The organism is Armatimonadota bacterium (genome assembly GCA_018268395.1).
GTDB lineage: Bacteria > Armatimonadota > Fimbriimonadia > Fimbriimonadales > Fimbriimonadaceae > JAEURO01.
This window is the reverse complement of the sequence record JAFDWQ010000005.1, coordinates 1-13526: the sequence shown is the minus strand read 5'-3', so window position 1 is coordinate 13526 and position 13526 is coordinate 1. Positions and strand designations below refer to the sequence as shown.

The 13526-nt window shown below is 55.9% G+C and carries 11 protein-coding genes; 7 read left to right on the top strand and 4 right to left on the bottom strand.

Annotation, left to right across the window (positions count from 1 at the left end; translation table 11 throughout):
* Positions 1 to 105 precede the first annotated feature (105 nt).
* On the bottom strand, positions 106 to 996 hold the full coding sequence (locus JST30_09730; GenBank protein MBS1714602.1) for a UPF0489 family protein: 891 nt from the start codon (positions 994 to 996) through the stop codon (positions 106 to 108).
* Positions 997 to 1221: 225 nt separating this feature from the next.
* Between JST30_09730 and JST30_09725 the strand changes: the two genes are divergently transcribed.
* The gene (locus tag JST30_09725) at positions 1222 to 2772 is read left to right on the top strand and encodes a hypothetical protein (GenBank protein ID MBS1714601.1); all 1551 of its coding nucleotides are present in this window, start codon (positions 1222 to 1224) and stop codon (positions 2770 to 2772) included.
* 324 nt (positions 2773 to 3096) lie between these two features.
* On the opposite strand, the gene JST30_09720 is transcribed toward JST30_09725, so the two are convergent.
* Entirely contained in the window at positions 3097 to 3303 is a 207-nt protein-coding gene (locus tag JST30_09720) for a hypothetical protein (protein MBS1714600.1), read from the bottom strand.
* A gap of 90 nt (positions 3304 to 3393) precedes the next feature.
* Positions 3394 to 4134, bottom strand: a complete 741-nt coding sequence (locus tag JST30_09715) for an FkbM family methyltransferase (protein ID MBS1714599.1) — start codon at positions 4132 to 4134, stop codon at positions 3394 to 3396.
* A gap of 114 nt (positions 4135 to 4248) precedes the next feature.
* Here JST30_09715 and JST30_09710 point away from each other — a divergent pair, with 114 nt between their 5' ends.
* On the top strand, positions 4249 to 4467 hold the full coding sequence (locus tag JST30_09710; GenBank protein ID MBS1714598.1) for a helix-turn-helix transcriptional regulator: 219 nt from the start codon (positions 4249 to 4251) through the stop codon (positions 4465 to 4467).
* Between the two features lie 19 nt (positions 4468 to 4486).
* On the opposite strand, the gene JST30_09705 is transcribed toward JST30_09710, so the two are convergent.
* Positions 4487 to 5089, bottom strand: coding sequence for a hypothetical protein (locus tag JST30_09705; protein ID MBS1714597.1), 603 nt, complete (start codon positions 5087 to 5089; stop codon positions 4487 to 4489).
* 260 nt (positions 5090 to 5349) lie between these two features.
* On the opposite strand from JST30_09705, the gene JST30_09700 reads away from it, so the two are divergent.
* From JST30_09700 to JST30_09680, 5 genes are all read left to right on the top strand, one after another.
* Positions 5350 to 6225: a DUF1738 domain-containing protein gene (locus JST30_09700; protein ID MBS1714596.1), complete on the top strand. Its 876-nt coding sequence runs from the start codon at positions 5350 to 5352 to the stop codon at positions 6223 to 6225.
* A 561-nt stretch (positions 6226 to 6786) separates the two neighbouring features.
* A complete protein-coding gene (locus tag JST30_09695) occupies positions 6787 to 8358 on the top strand; it encodes a type I restriction-modification system subunit M (protein ID MBS1714595.1) in 1572 nt (523 codons plus the stop codon).
* Positions 8355 to 9278: a restriction endonuclease gene (locus JST30_09690; protein ID MBS1714594.1), complete on the top strand. Its 924-nt coding sequence runs from the start codon at positions 8355 to 8357 to the stop codon at positions 9276 to 9278. The genes JST30_09695 and JST30_09690 overlap by 4 nt, the downstream gene beginning before the upstream one ends.
* Positions 9275 to 10474: a restriction endonuclease subunit S gene (locus JST30_09685; protein ID MBS1714593.1), complete on the top strand. Its 1200-nt coding sequence runs from the start codon at positions 9275 to 9277 to the stop codon at positions 10472 to 10474. Before JST30_09690 ends, JST30_09685 begins: the two co-directional genes overlap by 4 nt.
* Positions 10471 to 13526 (top strand): type I restriction endonuclease subunit R (locus tag JST30_09680; GenBank protein ID MBS1714592.1); only part of this gene is annotated, 3056 nt, incomplete at its 3' end. The genes JST30_09685 and JST30_09680, both read left to right, overlap by 4 nt.

Below are 13526 nucleotides of genomic sequence, written 5' to 3'. Positions count from 1 at the left end.
AGAGTAGCGACTTCGACATTGCGCTACCCTTGACCCGGCGTCCAGGCGACTTTGCCTTTGCGATCGGATCCAATCTGTTCGACGGGCACGACTATCTTAACGGCATCACTTGTTGGCAGGCTTCCCGAAGAGCTGTAACTCCTGGTCGAAAAAGTGTTTCAGCACCTGTGCAAGGTTTTCATTGCAAATGTTTTCGCCTCCACAACATCTAGCCTCTCGACAGATGGTTATGATCCCGGCCCGATCTCGAATCCTGTCGACGAAGAGCCTCCCAGTCCACCCCTCGGTAGGTCTGTAGTCAGAGACTCGGTGTAGCTCTTGGTCATAGACAGCGTCGGGCCAAGTGAAGCGAGCGCTTCGGTATGTGGCCGAGAAACAGTCGAGGTCGAAGTCAAGAAGCAGAGTCGGAGCATCATCCTTGAACTGGAACTTCCCGCTGATTGACTCCCAGTCGAGAATATCCCAGAGCTGCTTCAGGTGCTCGCTCTTGGCATGATCGCTCAGTTCGCCCTGATACAGAAGGCCGGTTCCTGGCAGATAACAAGACGCCCAAATCAAGTGTCTCTTACCGGCCGCATCGATATGATGAATGCAGTTGTCCATCGGCACATGATGCTCGACACCGAAGACAACGGCATGGTCAAATATGCCAAGTTCCATCCCAGCGATCACCCAATCATCATCGTTCTTTGCGAGATCGTTTGCACACAGTTCGATGAGACCATGTGCTGTAACACCCTGGGCTGACAGGTAACGTACCTTATCCAGCTTGTTTGGCACGAGCCCATCGTGGTGCGCATCGAACATCACAAGCGTGCATGGACTGGGAAGAAGTGACCTCTCTTGGGCGTCGAAGACAATCGGCAAGAGCCAGCGGTGATCTTCATGCAAGTAGACCTCCTGATCGCCGAGGCGCCCATGCTTTAGGCCATCGAGCTGATTGAGCTGCTTGAGGAGCTGGGGATTCATAAGGCCGTTTGAAATCAGCCCCATCATAGCAAATCTCGGTAAAGAGACCATCTCGGCCGCTTCACGCCGAACCCTTGAGGCTCGCCAAGGCGAGTATTCACCTTCTCTGTTCTAAATGGGACTAGGGCGGTCAAGCGATCTGGTGCGCTGGTGCAAGACAGTCGAAATCGCTAGATTGGGAGTAACCTTGGCACGACCGAATCGCACGCTGTACCTGCGAGCAAGTCGGCGGAGCCGCTACCATAGTCTCACGTGCATATGATTGCCGCCTCTGAACTTCGAAACTGGGTTCTGGAAGACCCGTTGCTGGACTGGCTGGAAAGGTACGGCGAGGAAGCGGGATTCGTCAAGGACACCGATCTGCCTGGGTACGTTCCCCAAGCGGATCTTGGAGTATTCACACGCGCGAAGGGACGGGAGTTCGAATCGCGGGTCTTCGACCTCCTCCAGGAGCGAATCGCTTTCACCTCAATCCAAGGGGCGGCGGCCAATGAGGATTCAGCGTATGAGGCGACCCTCGCGGCTGTCTCCGCCGGGCAGCCGGCTATCTGGCAGGGACTTGTGCGGGACAGGGCCCATGGACTGTTCGGAGTCCCAGACCTAATCGTTCGTGGCGACGTTTTGGAGTCCGTCGTTCCTGGCTCACTCGGTGATCTTGATGCTGGGCACTACTATGTTCTCGACATCAAGTACAAGGGGCTAGATCTCAACAAGAATGGCGACCTCGCAGCAAGTCACAAGTGGGACAAGGTGCAGATCTCAATCTATGAGCACGCCCTGGCCGAGATGCTCCAGCGCGAACCAGCTCCGGCGTTCCTCTTGGGACGAAGTCTCTCCGGGTCTGCAGGAAAGAGGCTTGGATGCTTTTCAAGACTCGGATGGGCGAAACCGAATGATCCCAGGGTCTTGGAGCAGATCGAGCGGGGCATCGACTGGCTCATCGAACTTGAAGAGCACGGCCGCTCGTGGCAAGTCAGTCCGCCGAGCGACGCAAGACTTCGACCGAACTCCAAGAACAACGAAGACTCACCGTGGCACGAGGCGAAAAAGTCGATCATGGATCAACTCTCACAGCCAAGCGAAGCAGCTGTCCTCATGCTTCCGGAACGGTTCGAGGCGAACCGAGAAGAGTGGTTCGAGCCGGCCCACTTCGAGTTTTTCGTCGACTTCGAAACCTTCAACAGCATGAACGACGACTTCTCAAAACTACCCCTCCCGAACGGGAAGGAGATGATCTTTATGATCGGGTGCGGACACGAGGAAGAGGGTGAGTTCCGATTCGAAGTTTGGACTGCAGAAAATGAGTCTGTCGAAGCTGAGGCTAAGATCATCCGAGCTTGGCTGGAACACATGGGCAAGGTTCGAATGCGCCTTGCACCCGGAGCCCAGCCGAGGCTCTACCACTGGTATCGCCACGAGCCGCAAGAAGTCGCCAAGGCAGCCGAGCGTAGCAACGAGGAGCCGTGGAGCACACTCCCCTGGTATGACCTCATGGACAAGGTGTTCAAAGCCCAGCCAGTCACCATCGCAGGGGTGTCCGGATTTAGCATCAAGCCGATCGCTCGAGCGCTTTCGAAGGGCGGTGCCATCGACACAGTCTGGGGCGATAGCGCTGTAGGCGACGGCATCGCTGCGATGGCCGCCGCATGGTGGTGCTACAAGGAAGCGGCAGCCCGGGGAAACTCCCCAAACGAGTCTGCGCTTGACGACGGTCGTCCGCTCATGGCTGAGATCGAGGAGTACAACCTAGTTGACTGCAAGGTGATGTGGGAACTGCTCAGGTACGTACGGGCTCATCACTAGCATCAGGTACGTGCCAGAGATGGGTGTGACTGAGTAAGCCCTGCTCCGAGGAGTGATAAGGGATTAAAGGGTATCAGGCGGCCTTAGACCTAGCTAAAACACCTTCTACAGACCTTCGCATAGAAGCGGGAGCGGCTTCTGGTTTGATTACAGAGCCGGTTTCCATGAAGTCTGCGAAATTAGGTGCTCCAGAGTCTTTGACTACTGTAGCTCCTCCATCTGGTCGTGGTACTAAAGCGGCAAACTTGCCGTCTAGTTCAAAGAAAGTTGGTTTGTCCATTACTTCTCCTATTACTGATACTACAAGTATAGTAGCAATGGGTGTCAGGCAGCTTTGGACTTGGCTAACACCTCTTGAACTGAAGCTTGAAAATCCTCTGGCAAATCATCAAAACCGATTACAGTGCCAGTTTGCATGAAGTCTGCGATATTAGGTGCTCCAGAGTCTTTAATTACTGAGGCTCCTCCGTCTGATTTTGGTACGAAAGCAGCAAACTTGCCGTCTAGTTCAAAGAAAACTGGTTTCTCCATTTTTTCCGACTGTGACTAGTATTTCCACAATAGCCCTTCAGGATCAATCAAGCAACTCTCGTTAAGTACTGTATTTTGCGAACAGTCTAGCTACGGATCCCCGCCGATTGCTTCGATATGCTTCATGACGATTGGCAGAGGCAAACGATCCCGGCCAAACGCGAATAGCTCAACATCTCCAAACTGCCTCCAGGGATCCCGTGCACGGAGTTTTCCGCTGTCAATCACTGTCAATCCTGCAGACTCAAGTTTCCGGCGACAAGCTTCGTGCAACTGCGAACTGTCGGTAGAGACCACGAGCGCCAGTCGAGGATCGTCCAGGTACGGCGACATGCCCTCAAGGATATCGGACTCCGCGCCCTCAGCGTCGATCTTCACGAAGCTTGGTCGGGCACACTCACCAGACGTGACCAGCGAGCTGGGACACCGCACGTCGACAAAAAGGTCGCCGCTCAAGTCTAGTTTTCCGGCAAGCGACGATGAGCCTCTTTGAAACGGAAGCCTGCCTTCACTGTTCGCGAGTGCACAAGGCATGACCTTGACTTGCCGCAGTCCGTTCCACAGCACATGGCGTCGTAAGAGCGCCAGGTTGTCAGGATCCGGTTCAAAGGCGTATACACGCCCCGAAGGGCCCACCGCCTCTGCAAGCACGAGCGTGAAATAACCCCGGTGCGCACCCACGTCCCAAACGGTCTCGCCAGGCAGCACGATCACCTGAACCGCCTTCGCTTTGGCCGCTTCAAAGCGCCCGGTGAAGTAGTTTCCACCTGTGCCTAGGCTCCACAGCTGCCCGCGGATCGCACCGGCGACCGCCGGGAATGGGATGGCCACTCTCGTCTTCCACGACCTGCCCACAGTCCTACAATCATACTAGATTAGTATGATTGTGAAAGGGACGGTAACCATGTGCAACGTCCTAAGCCAGTCGAACGCAGGGAGCACGACGTGCTCCGAATGACCTTGGCCGAATGGAGGAAAGAGGCGGGGTTGACCAAGCGAGAACTCTCGCTTTCTATGGCCAGGCCCAACAACTACGTGCACAAGGTTGAGAACGGGGAGAAAGGGGTCGAGTTCGTCGACCTCGTGGACTATGTCAGAGCATTGGGTCGGGACATGCGCGAGTCGTTCCTGCTCCTAGCAGAGCGCGTCACGGCTCTAGACTGAATACAAAGAGAGCCCTGCGTCACCGCAGGGCTTGGGAACTTGACGGCGCAGACGAGCGCGTCAATGGATCGACGGGGCTTGAGAGCCCGGGCCAATCGCCGTCCGCAAGCGAGCGGATCAGGCGGTCGACCGTAGGGTTGAACCGGGAGAACGTCGGGAGCTTGTGGGGCGCCCGACGGGAAACGGCGAGGTCGGTGCGCGAGTCCCATTGGTAACGCCAGAGCCTTGCGGCGCGGAACGGCTCGTTCTTCAGGTCGTCGCCAAGGTGGACGCGGATGCCGCCGGAAAAGACGATGACTCTCGGCGCCCCCCATCGGAGCGGAACCACGGCCGCACGCTGGTGCGCCTCGTTGTGGACGCCGCAGACGAGGATCTCGGCGTTGAGGATCCGGCGTTCGGCCGCCTGCTCGATTTCGTCGAGAGCCGACCTGTCCCAAGGGCCAGGGCCGAAGGCGGTCTCGATGCACGAGAGCTTGGCGTGGAGCAGTCGGACGTTGCCGTAGAGCCAAAGTGCCCCGGCTTCGTAGTAACTGGGTTCGTCCTCATAGCGCGTACAGCGCCGAGGAGGAGTGTCGAGGTGCGCCACTCTTGCGGGCGCCGTTTTCTGGTTGGTAAGGGCCATGGTCGAGTCCTCTCGACCCGCTGGCGGCACTTAGTGCCGGGCGTGTCCCTAACATCAAACGGCGATCGACCAGATGACCCAACTTCTGCCACATCCGTGCAATTAGGAGCGGCAGACTTGCACAGACAACGCAGTTCTTGAACTCGACTCAAGACGCTCGTAGGATTGCCTCAGCCCAGGGCCACGGGGCTCTGGGCAATCGAGGTCAACATGCACATTCAAATCCATCGCAGCCTCCCCAGTGAGAGAGGGGTGGCTTCGTGAACGACAAAGTCTACGAGCAGGTCACGGCCCAGATCACGAACGCACTGATGCGGGGCGTCGTACCCTGGCGAAAGCCGTGGGCCGGTGGTGACTCGCTCCCTGCCAACGCGGTGAGCAAGAAGCCGTACCGGGGCGTCAACGTCTTCCTTCTGGCGCTCAGTCCATTCAGAGACCATCGGTGGCTCACCTTCAACCAGGCCAAGGAGCTCGGCGGTACAGTGCGCCGAGGCGAGCGATCCACGCCGGTCGTGTTTTGGAAGCCTTGGAACGTCGAGGGAACCGACCAAGAGACCGGTGAAGTCCTCAAATGGCGAATCCCGATCCTTAAGAAGTACCACGTCTTCAACGCGGAGCAGTGCGACGGCTTGGAACTCCCCAGCCTGTCCCTGACAAGCTCGGAACACCTCAATGCTCGGATCGATCGGGCTGAAGCGTTCGTGAAGGCCGTCCAAGACCCGCCAACGATCCGAGAACAAGGAGCTTCAGCCTGGTACAGACCCGCCGAAGACGTCGTCCAGATTCCGCCACTTTCTACGTTCGACAGCCCCGACGCCTACTATGCGACCCTTCTTCACGAGCTAGGTCATGCCACGGGCCACGAGAAGCGCCTCAACCGTCCTTCAGTGACGGGAGAAGTCCAGTTCGGATCCGCCTGTTACGGTCGCGAAGAGCTGGTAGCGGAGTTGACTTCTGCCTTCTGTTGCGCGAGCATCGGGCTCGACAACTCGCTCGTCGAGAACTCGGCGAGCTACATCGAGTCATGGCTGACCGCGCTCAAGTCGGACACCAGGGCCGTGGTCGTGGCTGCCTCCAAGGCACAAAAGGCGGCCGACTACTTGCACGGCGTGAGCTTCGAAGAAGAGCCAGCCTAGATGCCACACCCCCTTGATTCCTCCCCCTTGCAATCGCGAGGGGTCTTTCTTTGTTTGCTAGAACTCACACGAACCCACGGAGCAGGAGCGCGACCATGAGGGTCGCGAGCGCGATCAGTGCGGCCATGTGTCCTCGAAAGGCGACCCGAAGCTCCTGCCGGTCGATCTGCCCTGCGCACCACTTGCACACGATCCGCATGCCGAAGGTGGATTGAACGTGGCTGACCGAGGACTTTGGATACCGACGCCGAACCCACTCGCCGGTCTTCACTCGACGCCGAATGCGCAAATCGTCCTCGATCGCCCGCCCGCATCGGTAGCAGTTGGCCATGCTGCCATGGAAGTTCAAGAACATCTGTCGGCGCAACTGTGGACACTCCGAGACAACGCAGCTTCCCATCTGGGCCGAATCAGGCTAGGATTGGGCTAACGATCATCGGTCACAATGAACCAGACACGGCAGGGCGACAATATGGTGAATGGGGAATCAGGAGCACAGGTCGGCTATCAAGCCGGTGATTTGCAGATGGCGCAACAACGGATCCTGGGGAGGGCGTTCTAATGGCCCCAACCACGAGCGAGGCGCAGCGCGCTGAGCTGCACAAGACCATCTGGCGGATCGCGAACGATCTTCGAGGCAGCGTCGACGGCTGGGACTTCAAGTCCTATGTCCTCGGCATGCTCTTCTATAGGTTCATCTCCGAGAACCTGACTGCTTACATCAATAAGCTCGAACGTGAAGCGGGTGAAATGGACTTCGACTACGCGAAGCTCTCCGACAAGGACGCCGAGTTCGGGCGCACGGAGACTGTAGCAGAAAAGGGCTTCTATATCCTCCCCTCCGAACTCTTTCAGAATATCCGTAAACAAGCACCTAAGGACGAGAATCTTAATGAGACTCTGCAAAGGGTCTTCAAGAACATCGAAGGTTCGGCGGTCGGCACAGACAGCGAAGGCGACCTCAAGGGCCTCTTTGACGACCTCGACGTGAATTCCCAAAAGCTTGGGCAAAGCGTTGCCAAGCGAAACGAGAAGATGGTAAAGCTCCTCGACGCCATCGGAGACCTGCCTCTCGGCAACTACGAGGACAATTCCATCGACGTCTTCGGCGACGCTTACGAGTACTTGATGCAAATGTACGCATCCTCAGCTGGCAAATCCGGCGGCGAGTACTACACGCCCCAGGAGGTCTCTGAACTTCTTGCCCGCATTACTGTAGTCGGCAAGACCCAGGTGAATAAGGTGTATGACCCCGCTTGCGGCTCAGGCTCCCTTCTCCTGAAGTTTGCCAAAGTGCTGGGCAAAGAAAACGTCCGCCAAGGGTTCTACGGGCAGGAAATCAACCTGACCACCTACAACCTCGCCCGCATCAACATGTTCTTGCATGACGTGAACTATGAGAAGTTCGATGTTGCGCATGGTGACACCCTTGTAGACCCGCAACATTGGGACGACGAGCCGTTCGAGGCGATCGTCTCTAATCCGCCGTACTCCATCAAGTGGGACGGCGACAGCAACCCTCTCCTGATCAATGACCCTCGGTTCGCACCGGCCGGAGTGTTAGCCCCAAAGGCAGCCGCCGACCTTGCGTTCACGATGCATATGCTCAGTTGGCTTGCCGTTAACGGCACGGCAGCCATCGTTGAGTTTCCTGGAGTGCTCTATCGTAGCGGTGCAGAGCAGAAGATTCGCAAATACCTCATCGACAATAACTACATCGACACAGTCATACAACTTCCGCCAGACCTCTTCTTCGGCACGACAATCGCGACCTGCATCATCGTGCTCAAGAAGTCGAAGAAGGACAACTCCGTACTCTTCATCGATGCTTCGGCGGAGTTCACTCGCGTCGGCAACAAGAACAGGCTGACGTCTGACCATCAACAGAAGATCCTCGATGTGTTTACTGCCCGCGAGGATGTGGATCACTTCACGAGGCTAGTTAAGAAAGAAGAACTTGCCGAGAACAACTACACTATCTCGGTCACGTCCTATGTCGAAAGACTCGATACCTCGGTTGCGGTCGATATCACAGCCCTGAATACCGAAATCAGCCGAATCGTCGCGAGGCAGGCGGTGATCCGGTCGCAGATTGATAACATAGTTGCTGATTTGGAAAGGAGCAACAAATGAGCGGGATTCCGACTTGGGATGAGTTTATGGTTCCAGTTCTGCGCGTCCAGTCAGATGGAGGCACTCGAGTCCTGCGAGATTTGATCTCTGCCGTCTCCGACGCCGAACGACTTACTCCAGATCAGCGTTCGGAGCTCCTTGCATCGGGCCAGCAAGTGGTTGCCAACCGGATAGGGTGGGCTGCGTCTTACCTGTCTCGCGTCGGAGCGTTGGAACGTCCGAAGCGAGGCACATATGTGATCACTCCCTTCGGTCGGGAGTTCCTTGCCAAGCACCCGGACTGCATAACCGAGTCCGATCTTCGTGCCGTCGCCAAGGATGGAGACGAATGGTGGGCCCCAAAATCAAAGCAGCCCAAGCCTGATGCCACTGGTACGAAAGGCGAATCTCCTGAAGCCGAATCACTTGATCCGGTCGAGATGATCTCGCAGGGCATCGAACTCATCCAAGGGGATGTAAAGGCCCAGCTATTCGAGCGACTCACGGCCAGTGAGCCCGCCTTCTTCGAGCATGCGGTCGTCCAGCTTCTCGTTGCTATGGGTTACGGCGGAACCGGAGGTCAAGCGGCGGCGACTGACCTCGTCAACGATGGCGGGATTGATGGTGTCATTGACCAGGATGTCCTCGGACTCAGTAAGGTGTACATCCAAGCGAAGCGGTACGGCAGAGATAACGCCGTCAATCGGCCCGAAGTTCAAGCCTTTGTTGGAGCCCTGAGCGGGAAAGCAGAACAGGGAGTCATGATCACCACAGGGCGATTCAGTCCTGGCGCGAAAGAGTACGCACAACGCGATGCTCGAGCTCGCATCATCCTAATAGATGGCGCACTCCTTCTCAACCTGATGATTAAGTACCGAGTCGGAGTCCAGGTGAAGCAGTCCGTGGACATCGTAGAAATTGATGAGGATTTCTTCGTATGAGCAAAATCGACGATCTAGTTAAAGAACTTTGCCCAATCGGGGTCGAGTTCAAGACTTTAGGTGAGGTCGGTCAGTTCATTCGCGGAAACGGCCTGCAAAAGAGTGACCTGACCGATAGTGGCTTTCCTGCTATTCATTACGGGCAAGTTCACACCCACTATGGCACATCGGCGGAGACCACAATTTCTTTTGTAAAGCCAGAGTTTGCCAAGAAACTTCGCCGAGCGGAGCCCGGCGACCTCATCATTGCGACTACCAGCGAAGATGATGAGGCGGTTGGCAAAGCAGTTGCTTGGATTGGCACTACCGAGGTTGCCGTAAGCGGTGATGCCTGTATCTACCACCACTCGCTTGAGCCAAAGTATGTGTCGTATTTCTTCCAATCAGACCAATTCCAGAACCAAAAGAAGCGCAGCATCACAGGAACGAAGGTGCGACGTCTTTCAGGAGAGAGCCTATCAAAACTCCGCATTCCCGTTCCACCTATCGAGGTACAGCGAGAGATTGTAAGGGTTCTTGATACCTTTAGTAGGCTGGAGGCAGAACTGGAGGCAGAGCTGGAGGCAGAGCTGGACGCCCGATGGGTTCAGTACACTTTTTATCGTGACCGACTGCTGACGTTCACCGATGGGGAGAGAGGGGCAGTCAGTTGGGCAAGAATGGGTGAAGTCTGTGATATTTCACGAGGCCGAGTAATTTCGAAGGATTTCCTTCGAGATCATGCAGGAGACTACCCTGTTTACTCTTCACAAACCCAAAACAGTGGGGTATTCGGCTATATCGATACCTACGCATATGACTTCGAATCTGTCACTTGGACTACGGATGGCGCGAACGCGGGTTCCGTGTTTTTTCACGACAATGAGCGGTTTAGTATCACCAATGTGTGCGGTTTACTAAAGGTAAAGGATCGAAGCGTGCTTTCAACGAAGTTTATGTATTACCAGCTCTTGAGACATGCGAAGGCATACGTGAGCGCAGGAATGGGGAACCCTAAGCTGATGGCGAACGCTATGGCATCTGTTTCGATTCCCATCCCGCCGTTATCAGAGCAAGAGCAGATCGTTTCCCTTCTAGACAAGTTTGATGCCCTCGTGAACGACCTCGCCAGTGGCCTTCCAGCCGAGCTGAATGCCCGACGCCAGCAGTACGAGCACTACCGTAACCGCTTACTCACATTCCAGGAGGCAGGATGAGCGAAGAGCGCAAGGCCTACCAGTACGACCCCATCGCAGTTTCCAACGAGAGCACTGTTGTGGCCGAGTACGTGCCCGAGAGCGTTGTCCGTGAGGCAACCTACCAGAGCGAAGACGCCCTCGAACGCGCCCTCATCCATCAACTTGAGAAGCAAGCCTACGATCACCTGAAGATCACTTCGGAAGAGCAACTGATCGCCAACCTCCGGACTCAGCTCGAAACTCTGAACGGCATCACGTTTTCCGACGCCGAGTGGAAGCAGTTCTATGAGACCAAGATCGCTGGCAAGAACGACGGCATAGTGGAGAAGACCGTTCGGATCCAGGAAGAACCGGTTCAGCTCCTTACTCGCGACGATGGCACAACGAAGAACATCAAGTTAATCGATCGGCAGAACATCCACAACAACCGCCTCCAAGTCATCAATCAGTACGAGGTTGAAGGTGCGCGTGCCAATCGCTACGACGTGACTGTGCTCGTGAACGGCTTGCCGATGGTACACGTCGAGCTCAAACGAAGGGGCGTGGACATCCGCGAGGCGTTCAATCAGATCGACCGCTACCAGCGGGACAGCTTTTGGGCGGGATCTGGACTCTTTGAATACGTTCAGCTCTTCGTGATCAGCAACGGGACACTGACGAAGTACTACAGCAATACAACGCGCAGGCAGCACATCCAGGACGCCGCCGGAGCAAAGAAGGTCAAGAAGACTTCCAACTCGTTTGAATTCACCTCTTGGTGGGCGGATTCTAAGAACAAGCCGATCCAAGACTTGGGCGCCTTTACGAAGACGTTTTTCGCCAAACACACGATCCTCAACATCCTGACCCGATATTGCGTGCTGACCGCCGACCGAATGCTGCTGGTGATGCGTCCGTATCAAATCGCGGCGACTGAACGCATTCTCCAGAAGATTGAGATTTCAACCAACTACAAGAAACTCGGTTCAGTCGAGGCTGGCGGCTACGTTTGGCACACCACAGGTTCGGGCAAGACGCTGACGTCGTTTAAGACCGCACAGTTGGCCAGCCACACGCCGAGTGTGGACAAAGTGCTCTTCGTGGTTGACCGCAAGGATCTCGACTACCAGACCATGCGCGAGTATGACCGCTTTGAAAAGGGCGCGGCCAATTCGAACACCTCCACCTCAGTTCTCAAGAAGCAACTCGAGAGCAAAGACGCTCATATCATCATCACCACGATCCAAAAGCTCGCGACCTTCATCGCGGCAAACAAGGGGCACGAGATCTTTGGGGGTCACATCGTGATCATCTTCGATGAGTGTCATCGCTCCCAGTTTGGCGATATGCATACGGCGATCACACGTGCATTCAAGCGTTATAACCTGTTTGGCTTCACTGGGACGCCGATCTTTACCGCCAACATGTCGAGCGGTGGTAACCCTCAACTGAAGACCACGGAGCAGGCGTTCGGTGAGAAGCTCCACACCTACACGATTGTCGATGCAATCAGCGACAAGAATGTCCTGCCCTTCCGAATCGACTACGTGAACACGATGAAGGTCGGGAATGTCCTCGACAAAAAGGTCTCCGCGATCGACACCGAGAAGGCCCTTCTTGCTTCCGAGCGTGTACGCCAGGTAGCTGAATACATCCTGGAGCACTTTGATCAGAAGACGAAGCGCTCAAGCGGCTATATCCACTCCCTGATCGCAAACGTGAGCGATGTTGCCGGCGGCCGGAACAAGATCGATGCTCTTAGGGTCCCCAGCCGTGTCAAAGGATTCAATGCCCTGTTTGCTACGGCTTCGATCGAGGCTGCCAAGCGGTACTACGCGCAGTTTGGTGAGCTGCAAAAGGGATCGACTCCAGACCGACGCATCAAGATTGGGCTGATTTTCACCTTTGCCGCCAACGAAGCTGTAGAGGATGGTGCCCTCGAAGAGGAAGGCTTCGAAACTGGCGCACTCGACAGCTCTTCACGCGACTTCTTGGACTCCGTGATCAAAGACTACAACACGATGTTCGGCTCAAGTTACGACACTTCTGACGAGAAGTTCCAGAACTACTACAAGGACTTGTCGCTCCGGATGAAGAACCGCGAGATCGACCTCGTCATCGTAGTCAACATGTTCCTGACCGGTTTCGATGCGACCACGCTCAATACTCTATTCGTCGATAAAGGCCTTCGCGCCCATGGCTTGATCCAGGCGTATTCGCGCACGAACCGCATTCTCAATTCGGTGAAGGCTTACGGCAACATCGTCAGCTTCCGCGACCTTGAGCAAGAGACGAACGACGCCCTGGCACTGTTCGGCAACAAGGACGCCAAGGGCATCGCCATTCTCAAGCCATACGGCGAATACTACGGCGAGTACGAAGCGAAGGTGCAGGAACTGGTGACGACCTTCCCACTTGGCAAACAGATCGTTGGCGAGCAAGCCAAGAAGGACTTCGTCAGCCTCTTTGGCGCGATCCTGAGATTGCAGAACATCTTGACATCCTTCGATGACTTCGAGGGACACGAGATCCTCAGCGAACGGCATGGGCAGGACTACCGAAGCGTCTACCTCGACATCTACGCTGACTTCCGGCAGGGCCGAGACTCTGACAAGGAGGAAATCAACGACGACATCGTCTTCGAGATCGAGCTGATCAAGCAGGTCGAGATCAATGTTGACTACATCCTGATGCTCGTGGCAAAGTTTCGCGAGGCAAAGGGCGACGGCAACGACGTCGAAATCCGCGCTCAGATCATTCGCGCCGTTGACTCCTCGCCAACGCTCAGGAACAAGAAGGATCTGGTCGAGGACTTTGTAGACTCCCTTTCCGCCACAGGAGAGGTCGACAACGAATGGCGATCGTTCATTGCAAAAAGGCGCGATGCCGAGCTCGAGCAGATCATCACTGACGAGAACCTTCGCCCGGACGAAACCCGCGCCTACGTGGACACAGCATTCCGCGACGGCACACTCCGTACTTCCGGAACAGCGATCACCCGCGTCCTACCTCCAACCACGCGCTTCTCGGCAGGTGGCGGCCATGGCGAAAAGAAACAGCGCGTTCTGGTAGTGGGTCAGTTTGAAATAAG